Source organism: Corynebacterium massiliense DSM 45435, assembly GCF_028609805.1.
Lineage (GTDB): Bacteria > Actinomycetota > Actinomycetes > Mycobacteriales > Mycobacteriaceae > Corynebacterium > Corynebacterium massiliense.
This window is the reverse complement of record NZ_CP063189.1, coordinates 1,474,030-1,490,947: the sequence shown is the minus strand read 5'-3', so window position 1 is coordinate 1,490,947 and position 16,918 is coordinate 1,474,030. Positions and strand designations below refer to the sequence as shown.

The following is a 16,918-nucleotide window of genomic DNA, read 5'->3' as shown; positions in this document are numbered from 1 at the left end:
TCAGGCGGAAAACCGCGCGAACAGGGTTGCCGGCTCGGTGCCTGTGGCTACTGCCGCGGCGAGCAGCATGCGCGCTTGCCCGGCGCGCAGGCGGCCGGTGGGGAGGGCGCCCTTGTCGCCCAGGCTCGCGCCGCCGCCGGCCCCGCCGTAGGACAGTGCAATCTCCCCGTCGGGCACCCGCGAGGTAATAGCCACCGGCACGCCACGGTCGAGGGCAGCGCTTACTGCCTTGCCCATTCCGTCTCCCATGTTTCCGGCACCGAGGGCTTCCACCACGAGGCCGCAGGCGCCGTGGTCTAAGGCGGCATCGACAAGCTCCGGCCCCGCGCCGGGATAGGCGGCGATGACGGGGACAGCAACGCCGGCGAGCGCGCGGCGGGGAAGGCGCGGAAGGCGCGGGACTGGCTCGGCTGCGGTGAGGTAGGAATTGGCAAAGGCCGTAAGATCGGCGGTATCGCGTTTCATGGCCCCGACGGCCGGAACCACGTGCCCGCCGAAGCAAATGGTGCCGCCGCGCGTTTCCCGATCCGCGGCCGCTGCGATGGCGTGCGCGAGGTTTGCCGGCCCGTCTGGATCCGTGGAGTCCGCGGGGCGCTGGGCGCCAGTGAGCACGACCGGGCTGTCGCCGAAGAAAAGATCCAAGGCCAGAGCCGTGTCCTCCATCGAATCAGTGCCGTGGGTTACCACCACGCCCGTTGTTTCTGGCTTGGCCAGCTCGCGGGCGATGGTGGCCACGAGACCGTCGAGATCCGCAAAGGTCAGCGACGACGAATCCAGCCGGGACGTATCGACGGGGGAGCAGTCGATACCGGCGAGCGGAAAGCGTTTACCCGCTGCGTCGCGTGCGCGCTCCACCAGGTCGGCCGCGCTGAGTGTGGGAACGAGCGCACCGCCGGCTGTGGCGTCGGCCGTGCAGGCGATGGTGCCGCCGGTGGCAATAACCGCGATGCGCGGGTGGGGAAAGGAGGTGTCGGTCGCGATGTCGGCGGGGTGAACAGCCCGCTGTGATTCGGCGTGGGAGTGCATGGATCACAGGATAGGCCAGGGAAAATCGCGTCCTTGCTATCCCGTGACGGCGTTGCGTATGTGAAAGATGTGGCGAAAGAGTTGTACCATCGGCTGTATCTACGCGCGTTCCCAACCGCGAGTTCGGCGAACGCGTGCCTGCAAAAAGACCAAAGGAGACACGTCATGCACACCTCTTTCGCCCGCAAGTGTGGTGCGGGCATCATGGCCCTGTCCGCCGCTGCCGCGCTGGCAGCCTGCTCGTCTGACGGTGACGATTCCGCGCCGAAGTCGGAGGAGAAGAAGGAGTCGACCAAGACGTCGGAGGCGACCCCGGAGCAGCCGACCGCGGCTGAGCTCAACGAGGTCCTGACCAAGGCCAGCGACCCGAATGTGCCCACCGAAGAGAAGGTGAAGACTGTCCAGGGCGGCGAGTCTGCACCGGAGCTTTTTGACACGATGACGCAGTCGAAGGTGGAGTCCGGGGCGGAATTCGAGGTCGTTGACCCGGTGCTTCCGGGCGTCGAGCCGAACTCGGTCATGGCCGCGGTGCGCTTTTCCACCCCGGAACAGCCGGATCAGAACGCCGACAACGTGATCTTCGTCCACGAGGACGGCGTGTGGAAGCTGTCCCAGTCGTGGGCATGCACCCTGATCACCAATACCGTGGCCCCGGATCAGGTCCCGGCTATGTGTAAGGATCAGGCCGAAGGCGGCGACCAGAACAACGTGGAAAAGGCGCCGCAAGGCGAGGAAGCACCTGCCCCGGCTCCGGCCCCGGAGGGTGCCCCGGCTCCAGAGGGTGCTCCTGCACCGGAAGGTGAGCAGCCCCCGGCGCCCGCTCCGGAGGGAGCTCCGGAAGGCGCTCCTGCACCGGAAGGCCAGTAGCTAGCCGTAACCGGTGACAACCGCTACTTCGTCTCCTGCCGCGGGGCGAATTCAACCCCCGTGACGGATGACTGCACGACACGCAGCGGGGAGTCGTCGGTTCCGTAGACGACCTGCGTGTCCACGTCGACCGAGCCCTTGGTGGGGAGGGGCTGGTGTAGGTCGACCGTGAGCGTACCCTTCGAAGAGCTCGTGGTGTTTTTCACTGCGAGCTCTTTTCCTTCCAGGTCTGTCCCTTGCGCCTCCGCGCCGAAGGACAGCGCGCCCAGGCTCGGGCGCTGGCTGACATCCACGCCAAGGGTGACCGTGTCGTCGTCTCCTACGTCCTGCAGTGTGTAGGTGGTCGTCTGCAGCATGGTGGCCTCTCCGGCGACCCGGGTTTCCACGGTCCACGTTGCGCCCTTGCCGATCTCTTCTTCGGGGAAGACCACCGGCATGGACGTGAGCTTGGTCAGGGCGCGCTCCGCGGCGGCGCGGGCGCCGTCGTCGGCATCGGTGGGCGCGGCGAGGCGCAGCGAGCTGATTGAACCATCGTCGGCGCCGCGCCACCCCAGCTGAAAACCGTCGGCGCTGGACAGATCCGCCGCATCGTCCCCCTCCGCGGTGGGGTGCGAGGCGGTGAAAAACACATTGCGGGTCGCCGGCTTTTGGTCCGCGTCGTCGGTGGCCTCGTCCGTGCTGCCGGACAGCGGCAGGGTGGTGGTGCGCGTGTCGATGTCGTGCGGGGTGAAACCGCCTACCGCATCGTCGCGCATGACATCCTGGCTAAAACCTTCCTTCACCGTTGCGGTGACGTCCTGCTTTTGCCCGATATCGGTAAAGGCGAGCACCTTCTTTTCCCCGTGGCCGGCGTCTTTGAGCTCCACGCGGGGCGGATCGACCTTGACTCCCACCGGCTGGTCCACAGGTGTATCGGGAGCGGAGTCTTCGCACGCGGTGACGGCCGTAAGACCGAGGGTGCAAGCGGTAATGACAGCGAGAGTTTTGGCACGAAACACGCAGCCCAAATTACCGGACACGCCGCGGGGGATTGCAGGGTGTGCCTTATATAATGGTTCGGGTGGCACAGAAAAGGGGTAGATGGATAGGGCTCATGGCGGGCATTGCCCTCGCCGTGGCGGCCGCCGATCAGGCAGTCAAGCACGTGATGCTCAACTGGCTGACGGAGGGTGTTCCGCAACCGGTCATTGGTGACTGGTTCCGCTTCGTCCTCCTGTTCAACCCCGGCGCGGCCTTTTCCATGGGTGGAGAAGCCTTTACCTGGTTGTTTACTACTATCCAGCTGGTCTACATCGTCGCGGTGGCGATTGCCGCCCCGCGCATCTCATCGCGCTGGCAGGCTGTTGGGCTCGCTCTCATCGCCGGCGGTGCGTTAGGAAACTTCATCGACCGCATCACCCGTGAGCCGGGATTTTGGTTCGGGCACGTCGTGGACTTCATCTCGGTGGGCAACTTCGCCGTCTTTAACCTTGCCGATGCCGCCATTACCGTCGGTGTTGGTGTCTTTGTCGCAGCGCTTCTATTCGATGGAGGGAGGCAGAGTAATGACGCAGCGTGAGCAGAGGAATCTCCCCGTCCCGGAAGGGCTGGAGGGGATGCGGGCCGACGCGGCGCTGGCTAAGCTGCTGGGCCTTTCCCGGTCTGTGGCCGCCGAGCTCTGTGCGGCCGGCGATGTGGTCGTGGAAGGCACCGCCGTGGGCAAGTCGGACCGTCTCGTCGCCGGCAGCTGGCTGGATGTGACTCTGCCCGAGCCGCCGAAGCCGCTGGTGCCCAAGGAAGAACTCGTCGAAGGGATGGACGTTCTCTACTTCGACGATGACGTCATCGCGGTGCACAAGCCGGTCGGGGTGGCCGCGCACCCGACCATCGGCTGGGAGGGGCCCACCGTGGTGGGTGGGCTGGCCGCCGCGGGTTTCCGGATCTCTACCTCCGGACCGCCGGAGCGCAAGGGGATTGTCCAGCGCCTCGACGTGGGTACGTCCGGCGTCATGGTCGTCGCCGCCAGCGAGCGCGGGTATTCGGTGCTCAAACAGGCCTTTCGCGATCGCACGGTAGAAAAGACTTACCACGCCCTAGTGCAGGGCCTTCCCGATCCGACCTCGGGGACTATTGACTCGAACATTGGCCGCCACCCCACGTCGGGATGGAAGTTTGCCGTGACCGATACGGGCAAGCGCGCCGTCACCCACTACGAGCTCATGGAGGCCTTCCGCGAGGCCAGCTTGGTCAAGGTCCACTTGGAGACCGGGCGCACCCACCAGATTCGCGTGCACATGGCCGCAACTGGGCACCCGTGCTGCGGCGATCCAATGTACGGGTCCGACCCAGAGCTGGCGAAGCGGCTGGGGCTTAACCGCCAGTGGTTGCACGCGGTTTCCCTCGGCTTCCACCACCCGGCCGACGGACGCTGGACGGAGATCACCGCGCCATACCCGGAGGACTTAAAAAGCGCCCTGGGTAAGTTGCGATGACACGGCGCACCTTCGCCTTTCTTGGCGTAGTCGTGGTGGTGCTGTGCGCGGTGGTGTGGGCGGCCGGGGAGTTCGGGCCGCAGGCCGCACAGCCGGTGCAGGGCGACCAACTGGGCCCCGAGCGCGACGAAGACTTGGCGGCGTACCGGGAGCGGGCAGCCGCCACGCTGGAGGGTGGAGACGACGAGATGCCGCGCTTTGCCATGGTGAGTTTCCGCGAGCCCCTGTCTGCCGCGGACGCTGCGCAGGTGGTCGACTCGGTCCGACCGTCGCCGCGGCGCGTCAATGCGGTGATTCCGGTGTCCGCGCGCGCCATTGCCGTCTCCGAGCCCACCGCGGCAGACAGGGATCACGGCGGCCGCGCGGCTGTCTTCCAGCGTGGCCTGGACACCGCCAGCCGCGAGTTCGGCGAGCCCATTCCCGGCGTGCTGGAAAAACCGGAGCCCCGGATTGCAGCGGTGACCGTGTGGGATCGCCTGGAAGTACTACAGGCACTAGCGGCACGCGATCGCGTCATTGCCGTCGAAGCCGCACCAGAAGGGGCGGTGTGGGGTAACATTGCCCTGCGTCCACCGCCGGCAAGTAGCGCCTATGCGCCAAGCGGTGAGAACTCGCCGACCCTGGCAGATAAAAATGCTGCTCACCGCCGCTTTTAAGAAGCATTAGGCCGTCTTGACCCGCCCGCTATAATCACGCGCATGGCGAAAAACTCCTCCTTCGTGCATCTGCATAACCACACCGAATATTCCATGTTGGATGGAATGGCCAAGGTGGATCTGCTCGCGGAGGAGGTCGCCCGCCAAGAGATGCCAGCGGTGGGCATGACCGACCACGGCAACATGTTTGGCTCCGACGCCTTTTTCCGCAAGATGAAAGCCACCGGCATCAAGCCGATCATCGGCATCGAGGCGTACATGGCGCCTGGATCGCGCTTCAACAAGAAGCGCGTGCGGTGGGGAACTCCGGATCAAAAGCGTGACGATGTCTCCGCGTCCGGTGCCTACCTCCACCAGACGATGATCGCGGAGAACGTCACGGGCCTGCGCAACCTGTTCAAACTGTCCTCGCTGGCCTCCTATGAGGGGCAATTGGGTAAGTGGCCCCGCATGGACGCCGAGCTCATCGCGGAACACGCCGACGGGATTATCGCCACGACCGGCTGCCCGTCGGGCGACGTCCAGACCCGCCTGCGGCTGGGCCAGTTCGAGGAGGCACTCGAAGCCGCCGCGATGTGGCAGGACATCTATGGCAAGGATAATTACTTCCTCGAGCTGATGGACCATGGGCTGGACATCGAAAAGCGCACGCGCGACGGCCTGTTGGAGATCGGCCGCAAGCTGGACCTCCCGCCGCTGGTGACCAACGACTGCCACTACGTTCTCGAATCGCAGGCGTCGAGCCACGAGGCGATGCTGTGTGTGCAGACCGGCAAGACCTTCATGGATCCGGACCGGTTCAAGTTCGGCGGCACGGGCTACTACATCAAGTCCGCGAAGCAGATGCGCGAGCTGTGGGATGACATGGTCCCGGACGGGTGCGACAACACCCTGTGGATCGCGGAGCGCGTGGGCGACTACGACGAGGTGTGGGAGGAGCACCCGCACGACCGCATGCCTATCGCGGACGTCCCGGAGGGTGAAACCCCGACGTCGTGGCTGACCAAGGAGGTCATGCGCGGCCTGGAGGATCGTTTTCCGGGCAAGGAGGTCCCGCAGGAGTACATTGACCGCGCTGAATACGAAATCAGCGTCATCGACATGAAGGGCTACCCGTCCTACTTCCTCATCGTCGCGGAGCTGATTAAGTACGCGCGCTCGGTGGGTATCTGGGTCGGCCCCGGCCGTGGTTCCGCAGCCGGTGCGTTGGTGGCGTACGCGCTGACCATTACCAACATTGATCCGATTGAGCACGACCTCATTTTCGAGCGTTTCTTGAACCCGGAGCGCCCGTCCGCGCCTGATATCGATATCGACTTCGACGATCGCCGCCGTGGCGAGATGATCACCTACGCCGCCGAACGCTGGGGCGAGGACAAGATTGCGCAGGTCATCACCTTCGGCACGGTGAAGACCAAGCAGGCGATTAAGGACTCGGCGAAGGTGCACTTCGGGCAGCCGGGCTTCCAGATGGCCGACCGCATCAACGGCGCGCTGCCGGCGCCGATCATGGCGAAGGATATTCCGCTCAAGGGCATCACGGACCCGGATCACGAGCGCTACTCGGAGGCTGCCGAGGTCCGCACGATGGTGGAAACCGATCCGGACGTCAAGAAGATCTACGACACCGCCCGCGGCCTGGAGGGCGTTATCCGCCAGGCCGGCGTGCACGCCTGTGCGGTGATTATGGCGTCGGTGCGCCTGCTCGATCACATCCCGATGTGGAAGCGCAACGCCGACGGCGCGATCATCACCGGCTGGGACTACCCGGCCTGCGAGGCCATCGGTCTGCTGAAGATGGACTTTCTGGGCCTGCGCAACCTCACCGTTATCGGCGATGCGTTGGATAACGTGCGCAAAAACCGTGGGGAAGAGGTCAAGCTGGAAGAGCTCCACGCCGATGCCCCGGAGGTGTCTAAGGTCTACGAGCTGCTCTCGCGCGGCGACACCCTGGGCGTGTTCCAGCTGGACTCCGGTGGCATGCAGGAGCTGCTCAAGCGCATGAAGCCGACCGAGTTCAAAGATATTGTCGCGTCGCTGGCGCTCTACCGCCCGGGCCCGATGGGCGTGAACGCGCACTGGGAGTACGCGGACCGCAAGAACGGCCGCAAGCCCATCACGCCGATCCACCCCGAGTTGGACGAGCCGCTCAAGGACATCCTGGCGGAGACCTACGGTCTCATTGTGTACCAGGAGCAGATCATGCGTATCTCGCAGAAGGTGGCTAACTACACGGCCGGCGAGGCAGATAAGTTCCGTAAGGCCATGGGTAAAAAGAAGCCGGAAGTGCTGGCTCAGCAGTACGAGAAGTTCTCGGGCGGCATGTTCGACAACGGCTACTCCAAGGAAGCGGTGGACGCGCTGTGGGGCACTATCGAGCCGTTCGCCTCCTACGCGTTCAACAAGTCGCACGCGGCGGGCTACGGTCTCGTGTCGTTCTGGACCGCCTACCTCAAGGCCTACTACGCCCCGGAGTACATGGCGGCGCTTCTGACCTCGGTGGGCGATAAGAAGGACAAGTCCGCCATCTACCTGGCAGACTGCCGGCACCTGGGCATTAACGTGCTTCCCCCGGACGTCAACCAGTCGGCGGAGAACTTCGAGGCTGTCGAGGACGACATTCGCTTCGGCATGGGTGCTATCCGCAACGTCGGATCCGAGGTTGTGGAGTCCATCATTAAATCCCGCGAGGAAAAGGGCGAGTATCGGTCCTTCTCGGACTACTTGGACAAGATTGAGCTCGCCGCGTGTTCGAAGCGCGTGACCGAATCTCTCATCAAGGCCGGCGCCTTCGATTCTCTGGGCCACCCGCGCAAGGGGCTCATGCTCATCCACGAGGATGCGGTGGATGCTGTGCAGACGACGAAGAAGGCCGCGGACAAAGGGCAGTTCGATCTCTTCGCCGGCTTGGGCGGTGGGGATGGCGCCGATGCGGACGGCGGGGCGAAAAACGCGTTCGCCATCGACATCCCGGACGAGCACTGGGAGCGCAAGCACGAGCTGGCCCTGGAGCGCGAAATGCTGGGCTTGTACGTCTCTGGCCACCCTCTCGACGGTTTCGAGGACGCGCTCGATGCGCAGACAGACACCCCGCTGCCGAAGATCCTCTCCGACGAGGTGCGCAACAACCAGGACGTCATCATCGGCGGCATTATCTCGTCGGTGGACCGGCGCTTTTCCAAGAAGGATGGCTCGCCGTGGGCCATCGTTACCGTGGAAGACCACCATGGCGCCCAGGTGGAGATCTTGGTGTTCAACAAGGTCTACTCCCTGGTCGCGCCGCAGATCGTGGAGGACAACATCATCCTGGCCAAGGCCCAGGTGCGCTACCGCGACGACCGCCGCTCACTGTTTTGTAACGACATCCGCGTGCCGGATCTGGGCCCAGGCGGGGGAGCGGGCCTGCCGCTGCGCCTGACGATGCGCACCGATCAGTGCACGATGAACAACATCGCGCGCCTGAAAGACGTGCTGCTGAAAAACTCGGGCGACTCGAGCGTGTACCTGACCCTGGTAGACGGGGAGAACCAGACCCAGCTCATCCTCGGCGACCACCTACGCGTCGAGCGCAACAGCAATCTGATGGGCGATCTCAAGGCCTCGATGGGGCCGGGAATATTAGGGTAGCCAGCACTGGCGGCGCCATGGTTTCCTAGGGTAGACAGCACAGTCTATTGAGAGGATTGGGCCACCATGGCGCAGACCATTCGCACGACCCACGTCGGCTCCCTTCCGCGCAGCCCGGAGCTGCTGGAGGCCAACCAGCGCCGCGCGAGCGGCGACATCGCAGATGCGGAGTTTCACGAGATTCTGGAACACGCCGTCGATGAGGTGGTCAAGCGCCAGGTTGAGGTGGGGCTGGACATCGTCAATGACGGCGAATACGGCCACATCACCTCCGGGGCCATTGATTACGGCGCCTGGTGGAACTATTCCTTTTCGCGCCTCGGCGGGCTGACCTTCACAGACACGGACCGCTGGGAGGCCCAAAAGGTCGTCCGCTCGGAACCGGGCAACCCGCGCCTGACGTCCTTCCCGGACCGCCGCGACCGTGCGCTGTTTAGTGCCGCGTACGAGGATCCGGACTCCGGGATTCTTACCGGCCGGGCCAAAGTGGCAAACCCGGAATTCACCGGCCCGATTACCTACATTGGCCAGGATCAGGTGGACACCGACGCCCGCCTGTTGCGCCGCGCCGCGGACAAGGCCGGGGCGAGCGACGCGTTCATCGCCGCGCTCTCGCCCGGCGCCGCTGCACGCCTGGACAACCGCTACTACGACTCTGACCATGAGGTCATCGCCGCCTGTGGCGAGGCGTTAAGCCACGAATACCGGGCGATTGTCGATGCCGGCTTTACCGTCCAGTTCGATGCCCCGGACCTTGCCGAGGCGTGGGATCAGATCAACCCGGAGCCGTCCGTGGAGGACTTCCAGAAGTTCATTCGCGAGCGTATCGATGTCCTCAACGACGCCATTTCCGGTCTGCCGCGCGAGAAGACCCGGCTGCATATCTGCTGGGGGTCCTGGCACGGCCCGCACGTGACCGACGTGCCCTTCGCGGACATTATCGATGAGATCCTGCGCGCCAAGGTGGGAGGCTTTTCCTTCGAGGCGTCCTCGCCGCGCCACGCGCACGAGTGGCGCGTCTGGCAGGACCACCAGCTGCCGGACAATGCGGTCATCTATCCCGGCGTGGTCTCGCACTCCACGAACGCGATCGAGCACCCGCGCCTGGTGGCCGACCGGATCGTGAAATTCGCCGAACTCGTCGGCCCCGAGCGTGTTGTCGCCTCTTCCGACTGCGGGTTGGGCGGCCGTCTGCACGAACAGCTGGCGTGGGCCAAGCTCGAATCCTTGGTGGAGGGGGCGGAGATCGCCGCGCGCGAGCTCAACGGATAATAGGGGACATGGAGACGTCTTTTCAGCTCCCGCGCGCCGGGGTAGTGACCGAGCACGAAGATGAGATCAAGCGCTCCCGGTTCATCGCCCTGGTGGGCCGCGTGGAATCGGAGGCAGAGGCCCGCGAGTTCATCGCGGAGGCACGCCACCGGTTCCCCGATGCCCGGCATCACTGCTCGGCCTATGTTCTCCATGTCCCAGGCGCGCAGCCGGTCGAGCGTTCCTCGGACGATGGGGAGCCGTCGGGCACGGCGGGAAAGCCAATGCTGGACGTGGTCAAAGGCTCCGGCATGCGCAATATCTGCGCGGTGGTCGTGCGTTACTTCGGCGGGGTGAAACTCGGCGCCGGGGGACTGGTCCACGCATACGGTGGCGCGGTCAGCGCCGCGATGGCCGACGTCCCGCGCGTCACGCGGAGTTTGAAGGAACTGTATTCCGTTCACGTCGGACACGCCGCTGCCGGCTGGCTTGAGGCGGATCTGCGCGCCCGCAAAGCGGATGTGCGCGACGTCCGGTACGCGGCCGACGTGGAGATCGTGCTCGCTACTTGGCCGGGTGGCGGGGAGGAACTCGCTGAGTTACTGGCCGGGCTCACCCAGGGCGAGATCCACCCAAAGCGGGTGGGTGAGGACTGGGTCGAGACCTAATCGGGGAGCAAAAGCGCCGTAGTAGGCTGGGCGCCATGACTATGCAGCGGCGCCCCAATAATCCGATTGAAAAGAAGAAGCAGGACGTCCGGCGGTACACCCGCAACGGTGTGGTCACCGTGGGTGGGGGAATTGCCGGCGGCTTGCTCCTCGCATTCGTTATGTCCGGTAGCTCGTGGTTCTGGTTGAGCTTGGGCCTCGTGGTCGCGGTCGTGGGCGGCGTCTACAACTGGTCCAAGGTCAACCGCATCGTCAACGAGAAGTACACCGACAGGTAACTTTCTAGATTCGACCGTTTATGACCTCTCCTGATGGGCGCCCCGTCCGCATCGATGCATGGGTGTGGGCGGTGCGCATGTTTAAAACCCGCGCGCAGGCGGCAGAAGCCGTGAAAGCGGGCCACGTCAAAATTAACGGCAAATCCGTCAAACCTGCCGAGCAGGTAGTGCCTGGTGACCGCGTGCGCGTATGGAAGAACCACCACGAGCACGATCTCGAGGTGTTGGCGACGGTGCGCAAACGCGTGGGCGCCCCGGTGGCGCGCACCTGTTATACCGACCACGCGCCGCCACCCCCGCCGAAAGAATTTGTTCCCCTCCCGCCGCAGCGCGATAAGGGTGCTGGTCGCCCCACTAAGAAGGATCGTCGCCAATTAGAGGCGTTCCGGAAGCGCCTGCGGGGGTAGTGGTCGTTACCCCCGTTATCTGGCCGCGGACATCGCTAAGTAGTGCAAATCCTTTGGGATATAGTGTGACCGGCGGCATTGACGGGGGTGGCTGCACCCCCGATATATACCGAACGTGCGTTACGCATGAAATCGATGACCTGCCCTAATGAATTAAATCGTCCCGCGCGGACATTGTCGGATTTTTCCGATAGGGATCCCAGGTCAGGAGTACTAAACTGAGGAACCGGCGGGGCACGCCGCAGCGAGTTCGAAGCCATTTCCCCGATGCAGATTCGTGCGTGTAGGGATTTCGGTGGGTGCCTTGGGAAAGTGCGGCTATCGCCCCCAGATAACGCAACTCATCCGTTGAGAAGGGAGTCGCATTCGTGACCACCGCAACTCAGTCAGTGAAGTTCGACGCCTGGAAAGAATTCGAACCCGGTCCGTGGACCGAGGGAATCGACGTCCGTGACTTCATCCAGCGCAACTACACGCCGTACGACGGGGACTCGTCGTTCCTCGAGGGTCCGACCGATAAGGTCAAGCGCACCTGGGACCACCTGGAAGACAAGTACCTGTCCGTGGAGCGCAAGCAGCGCATCTACGACGTGGACACCGAGATCCCGACCGACATTGACGCCTTCCCGGCCGGCTACATCAGCGAAGATGACGATGTCATCGTCGGCCTGCAGACGGACGTTCCGCTCAAGCGCGCCATGATGCCGAACGGCGGCTGGCGCATGGTCGAGCAGGCCATCCGCGAGGCGGGCAAAGAGCCGAACGAAGACGTCAAGGAAATCTTCACCCGCTACCGCAAGACCCACAACCAGGCCGTGTTCGACATCTACACGCCGAACATCCGCAAGGCCCGCCACTCCCACATCATCACGGGCCTGCCGGATGCCTACGGCCGCGGCCGCATCATCGGTGACTACCGACGCATCGCCCTTTACGGTGTCGACTACCTCATCGAAGAGAAGATGAAGGACCGCGACTCCGTGGCCGACGCTGGCTTCAGCGAGCAGTGGGCCCGCTACCGCGAGGAGCACTCCGACCAGATCCTGGCGCTGAAGAAGCTGAAGAAGATGGCGGAGTCCTACGGTTTCGACATCTCCAAGCCGGCCACCAACGCGCACGAAGCAGTGCAGTGGACCTACTTCGGCTACCTGGGCTCCATCAAGTCCCAGGACGGCGCCGCCATGTCCATCGGCCGCCTGTCCGCGTTCTTCGACATCTACTTCGAGCACGACCTGAAGGCCGGCATCATCACGGAGAAGGACGCGCAGGAGATCATCGACTCCCTCGTGATGAAGCTGCGCATTGTGCGCTTCCTGCGTACCGAGGACTACGACCAGATCTTCTCCGGCGACCCGTACTGGGCCACTTGGTCGGACGCCGGCTTCGGCGAAGACGGCCGCCACCTGGTGACCAAGACCGCGTTCCGCCTGCTGCAGACCCTCATTAACCTGGGTCCGTCACCGGAGCCGAACATCACCATCTTCTGGGATCCGGAGCTGCCGGAAGGCTACAAGAAGTTCTGCGCCCACATCTCCATCGAGACCTCGTCCATCCAGTACGAGTCCGACAAGCAGATTCGCCAGCAGTGGGGCGACGACGCAGCCATCGCGTGCTGTGTCTCCCCGATGCGAGTGGGCAAGCAGATGCAGTTCTTCGGCGCGCGTGTCAACGCCGCGAAGGCTCTGCTGTACGCCATCAATGGCGGCCGCGACGAGATGACCGGTGAGCAGATCGTGGACGGCTACGAGCCCGTCACTGGCGATGGTCCGCTGGACTTCGACGATATCTGGCAGAAGTACGAGGAGATGCTTGACTGGGTCGTTGGCACCTACGTCGAGGCTCTGAACATCATCCACTACAGCCACGACCGCTACGCCTACGAGGCCATCGAGATGGCCCTGCACGATTCGGACATCGTCCGCACCATGGGCTGCGGCATCGCCGGCCTGTCCATCGTCGCGGACTCCCTGGCGGCCATCAAGTACGCCAAGGTCACCCCGATTCGGGATGAGAGCGGCCTCATCGTCGACTACAAGACCGAGGGCGAGTTCCCGGTCTATGGCAACGACGATGACCGCGCGGATGACATTGCGGCCACGGTGGTGCACACCATCATGGAGAAGATCAAGCAGATCAAGCTCTACCGCAACGCCATCCCGACCCAGTCCGTGCTGACCATCACCTCGAACGTGGTCTACGGCAAGGCCACCGGTTCGTTCCCGTCCGGGCACGAGGCCGGCACCCCGTTCGCACCGGGCGCCAATCCGGAAAACGGTGCGGACACCCACGGTATGGTCGCTTCCATGCTGTCGGTGGGCAAGTTGGACTACAACGACGCCCTCGACGGAATCTCTCTCACCAACACCATCACCCCGCAGGGCCTGGGCCGGACTCCGGAGGAGCGCATCGACAACCTCGTCGGCGTTCTGGACGCTGGCTTCATCATGGAAGACGCCTAAGCCGACCAACCGTTAACCCTCTCAACCCATCACCTTCACCCAATGTGAAACTTGAAAGGAGTTTCCCATCATGACTACCCCGACCTTCGAGCAGCGCCTCAACAGCATGAAGACCAACCGCGACGCACACAAGATGAACAGCGGTCTCTACCACGCCAACGTCAACGTGCTGGACAAGGCGACCCTGGAGGATGCAGTTGAGCACCCGGAGAAGTACCCGAACCTGACCGTTCGCGTCTCCGGCTACGCCGTCAACTTCGTCAAGCTGACCAAGGAGCAGCAGCTGGACGTTATCTCCCGTACCTTCCACCAGGAGTCCTAACCCATGGGAGATGGCACTACTGGTGTAGTCACCCTCCAGCCGGAAGAGGGTGAGAAAGTTCGCGGAGTAGCTTCCGGCCTCGGAAGCGACAACTCTCTCGACGAGCTCGGCCGCCCGGAACTCATGGAGGCCCGCCGCACCGGCGACATCGCCCTCGTTCACTCGTGGGAGATTGTTACCGCGGTCGACGGACCCGGCACCCGCATGACGATGTTCCTGTCGGGCTGCCCGCTCCGGTGCCAGTATTGCCACAATCCGGACACCATGGAGATGAAAACCGGCACGCTGGAACGCGTGGAAGACGTGGTCAAGCGCATCAAGCGCTACAAGCCCGTATTCCGCGCCTCCGGCGGCGGTCTCACCATCTCCGGCGGTGAGCCACTGTTCCAAATGGCGTTTACCCGGCGAGTGCTCAAAGCCGTGCACGACGAGGGCATCCACACCGCGATTGATACCTCCGGTTTCCTCGGCGCCCGGCTCACGGACGAGGACTTGGAGAACATCGACCTGGTTCTGCTGGATGTGAAGTCCGGTGACGAAGAGACCTACCGCACCGTGACCGGCCGCCAGCTGGCGCCCACCATTAAGTTTGGTGATCGCCTCTCGGCCATCGACAAGCCGGTCTGGGTCCGCTTCGTGGTGGTTCCGGGGCTGACCGATTCGCCGGAGAATGTCCGCAACGTCGCGGACATCGTGGGTCGCTGGACCAACAACGTGCAACGCGTCGAGGTCCTCCCGTTCCACAACATGGGTGCGGACAAGTGGCACGACCTCGGGATGAAATACAACCTCGAGGACACCAAGCCGCCCAAGGCAGAGGACGTGGAAAAGATCCGTAACGTCTTCCGCGCCAAGAGGCTGGAAGTCCACTAGCGCGGCACGCGGCCGGCTCGCTTCGCACCACGCGCGCTTGGGCGCTAGCGCTCCTTCTTCGACCGACTTTCGCGGTCGTCTCCGGAGCGCAGCGCTTTCAGGCGCGCATTGAGCCGTTTTATGCGTCCCTTGCGCGAGCCCGTGTGCCCGGTTTCTGTGATGTGTTGTTCGCCGAAGCGGTTGAGCAAGAGGTCATCGACAAGCCGCACCTGGCCGGGGCGGAAACGGTACCGCATCGCGTGATGCACCCGCTCGATGTCTTCTACCTGGATCAGATCCCGCAGCTGGCGCATCGAGGTAATGCCGTTGGCCTCCAGCAATTCGGCAAGCCAGCGGTAGTGCTCAGAACGTGACAGCGGGAACCGCGAGCCCAGCAAGACGGCGAGAAGTCCGGGCAACGTATCCGCGGTGATCTCGATGTTGCTGTCCGCGGCGGCCTCGGTCTCAGGGTTTTTCAGCGCTGCAATCTCATCGAATTGCTGGTCCGCGAGCTCGATCAGCCCAGCAGCAAGCGTGAATAGCCGATCGACCTGGGGCGACGGCGGCTTCGGGCCGTGCTTGTAGCGGATATCGTGCTCGAATTCGGCCCAGGCGTGCTGCAGGACGGTGCGGATCTGCACCTCGAACGTCATGCCGCGGAACTCGGCCAATTCCTCAATCGCGTCCGTGACACGCAAGATCAAGTGGTGGCTGCCGTAACCGAAGCCGCCAGAAATGCGCGTCTGCGCCGCCTTATCCACCGATCGGACAACCTCGAAGGACTCACCGAGCACGTCAATGGCTTGCGGGATAGCGGTGGAGTGGAACAAAGTGACCCGTACCCCGACTAGGTCATGGATATCGGTCCACGGGTTGGGGTAGGCAGGCTCACCGGTCTCCGGCGACTTCTTCTTCGCCTTCGCCTTGTAGGACGGCCACCGCTTCACCCGAGCGGCGACGCGGTCGAAGATGACGCCGGCGTCATTGAGCAGATCCTCGATTGCCTCCACGAAGTCAGCGGCGGCGGTGGGGTGGTGACGCACCCACTCGTGGTAGCGGTTGCCCAGCCGCGACATTGCGCTTTCCGGCATCGGTGAGGGGCACTTCCTTTCAGCAGAGATACTCGCGTGGAAAACCGTTAGCCCATACTAGTGGGAAATCCACCAACCGGTCAGCGGCGGCACCGGTCGTCGAACCCGCCGCAGCGGAATGCTGGCCCACCCACTGCGCCAGCGTGTAGGCCATGGACTGCCCGCACTCGGGAAGTGCCACCAGTGTGTGCCGGTCTGGGGCGAGGTAGACGACTTGTTCGGTATCCAGGTAGCCACGCAGGTGTTCGTCCAACACGGCGAAGGCGCGCGGGTGCGCCAGCCAGCTGGTGGCGAAACCGCCGATGCCAGCGACCTGGACCCCAGTGACCTCGGCGAAGCTGGTGGACTCGGAAACCAGCTCGGCGGGCAGGAGGGAGGCGAAGTACTCGCGTGCCGGGCGGAGCCAAAACCTGAGGTTGTCGTCGGTGCGGCACGCGGTGATGAAGTTGTAGGCCGCCAGATTCCATGCCTGCCGGATGGAGATGTCGAGGGCATCCAGATCGCTGTGATTGAGCAGGTGCGGGTCGTGCGGAACGAACTCGGGTACCTGCCGCGGTGCGGGCTCTTCGTCCGCGGAGATGAAAGAGGCCGCGCGGTCGACCGAGAAACCGGTGACCAGTGTGCGCGCCAGCGGCAAGGTGGCCAAGGTGTGGCTGCCGTAGTGGTCAGCAAACCCGCTGGTCTGATCCGCCGGCGTCACCGTCAGTACTGGGCGCAAAGCACCGCGGAGATCCGCGGCCGTGGCGTCAGCAGTCGGCGGGGCGGTTGCAGAAGCTACGGGCGCGGAGGAGCCAGACGGAAAGGGGTGAGACGTAATTGGTCGAGCGGCGGTGGTGTGGCAGGTGGTCGTGGCGGCCAGCATGAAAGGCGGTCTCCTCAGGGCAGCGATCAGTGGAGTTACACCCCTATTGGACTGGCGCTGCCGGCGTTCGGTTCCCGCGGG

The 16,918-nt window shown here is 64.0% G+C and carries 16 protein-coding genes; 12 read left to right on the top strand and 4 right to left on the bottom strand.

Going from position 1 to position 16,918, the window contains the following annotated elements:
• Positions 1–1,026 (bottom strand): asparaginase, encoded by a 1,026-nt coding sequence (locus tag CMASS_RS07015; RefSeq protein ID WP_022862305.1) that lies wholly within the window; start codon positions 1,024–1,026, stop codon positions 1–3.
• A gap of 165 nt (positions 1,027–1,191) precedes the next feature.
• On the opposite strand from CMASS_RS07015, the gene CMASS_RS07010 reads away from it, so the two are divergent.
• Positions 1,192–1,893, top strand: coding sequence for a WKL family lipoprotein (locus CMASS_RS07010; RefSeq protein WP_022862304.1), 702 nt, complete (start codon positions 1,192–1,194; stop codon positions 1,891–1,893).
• A gap of 23 nt (positions 1,894–1,916) precedes the next feature.
• Here CMASS_RS07010 and CMASS_RS07005 read toward each other — a convergent pair whose 3' ends face one another.
• Positions 1,917–2,891, bottom strand: a complete 975-nt coding sequence (locus CMASS_RS07005; protein WP_027018504.1) for a DUF6263 family protein — start codon at positions 2,889–2,891, stop codon at positions 1,917–1,919.
• Positions 2,892–2,944: 53 nt separating this feature from the next.
• Between CMASS_RS07005 and lspA the strand changes: the two genes are divergently transcribed.
• The 11 genes from lspA to pflA all read left to right on the top strand — a co-directional run bounded on the left by lspA (position 2,945) and on the right by pflA (position 14,905).
• A complete protein-coding gene (lspA, locus tag CMASS_RS07000) occupies positions 2,945–3,451 on the top strand; it encodes a signal peptidase II (protein WP_022862302.1) in 507 nt (168 codons plus the stop codon).
• A complete protein-coding gene (locus CMASS_RS06995; protein WP_022862301.1) occupies positions 3,438–4,364 on the top strand; it encodes an RluA family pseudouridine synthase in 927 nt (308 codons plus the stop codon). Before lspA ends, CMASS_RS06995 begins: the two co-directional genes overlap by 14 nt.
• Positions 4,361–5,020, top strand: coding sequence for a hypothetical protein (locus CMASS_RS06990; protein WP_022862300.1), 660 nt, complete (start codon positions 4,361–4,363; stop codon positions 5,018–5,020). The genes CMASS_RS06995 and CMASS_RS06990 overlap by 4 nt, the downstream gene beginning before the upstream one ends.
• A gap of 42 nt (positions 5,021–5,062) precedes the next feature.
• Entirely contained in the window at positions 5,063–8,647 is a 3,585-nt protein-coding gene (dnaE, locus tag CMASS_RS06985; RefSeq protein WP_022862299.1) for a DNA polymerase III subunit alpha, read from the top strand.
• Between the two features lie 66 nt (positions 8,648–8,713).
• A complete protein-coding gene (locus CMASS_RS06980; protein ID WP_022862298.1) occupies positions 8,714–9,919 on the top strand; it encodes a cobalamin-independent methionine synthase II family protein in 1,206 nt (401 codons plus the stop codon).
• Between the two features lie 8 nt (positions 9,920–9,927).
• Positions 9,928–10,566, top strand: a complete 639-nt coding sequence (locus tag CMASS_RS06975; RefSeq protein WP_022862297.1) for an IMPACT family protein — start codon at positions 9,928–9,930, stop codon at positions 10,564–10,566.
• Positions 10,567–10,601: 35 nt separating this feature from the next.
• Complete coding sequence (locus CMASS_RS06970; protein WP_022862296.1) at positions 10,602–10,844, top strand: hypothetical protein; 243 nt, start codon at positions 10,602–10,604, stop codon at positions 10,842–10,844.
• Between the two features lie 20 nt (positions 10,845–10,864).
• Positions 10,865–11,251, top strand: coding sequence for an RNA-binding S4 domain-containing protein (locus CMASS_RS06965; RefSeq protein ID WP_022862295.1), 387 nt, complete (start codon positions 10,865–10,867; stop codon positions 11,249–11,251).
• Positions 11,252–11,619: 368 nt separating this feature from the next.
• Complete coding sequence (gene pflB, locus CMASS_RS06960) at positions 11,620–13,710, top strand: formate C-acetyltransferase (RefSeq protein WP_027018502.1); 2,091 nt, start codon at positions 11,620–11,622, stop codon at positions 13,708–13,710.
• Positions 13,711–13,780: 70 nt separating this feature from the next.
• Positions 13,781–14,032, top strand: coding sequence for an autonomous glycyl radical cofactor GrcA2 (grcA2, locus tag CMASS_RS06955; protein WP_022862293.1), 252 nt, complete (start codon positions 13,781–13,783; stop codon positions 14,030–14,032).
• Positions 14,033–14,035: 3 nt separating this feature from the next.
• Positions 14,036–14,905 (top strand): pyruvate formate-lyase-activating protein, encoded by an 870-nt coding sequence (gene pflA, locus CMASS_RS06950; RefSeq protein ID WP_022862292.1) that lies wholly within the window; start codon positions 14,036–14,038, stop codon positions 14,903–14,905.
• Between the two features lie 44 nt (positions 14,906–14,949).
• Here pflA and CMASS_RS06945 read toward each other — a convergent pair whose 3' ends face one another.
• The gene (locus CMASS_RS06945) at positions 14,950–15,975 is read right to left on the bottom strand and encodes a GTP pyrophosphokinase (RefSeq protein ID WP_022862291.1); all 1,026 of its coding nucleotides are present in this window, start codon (positions 15,973–15,975) and stop codon (positions 14,950–14,952) included.
• A gap of 19 nt (positions 15,976–15,994) precedes the next feature.
• Positions 15,995–16,837: a hypothetical protein gene (locus CMASS_RS06940; protein ID WP_156831750.1), complete on the bottom strand. Its 843-nt coding sequence runs from the start codon at positions 16,835–16,837 to the stop codon at positions 15,995–15,997.
• Positions 16,838–16,918 lie beyond the last annotated feature (81 nt).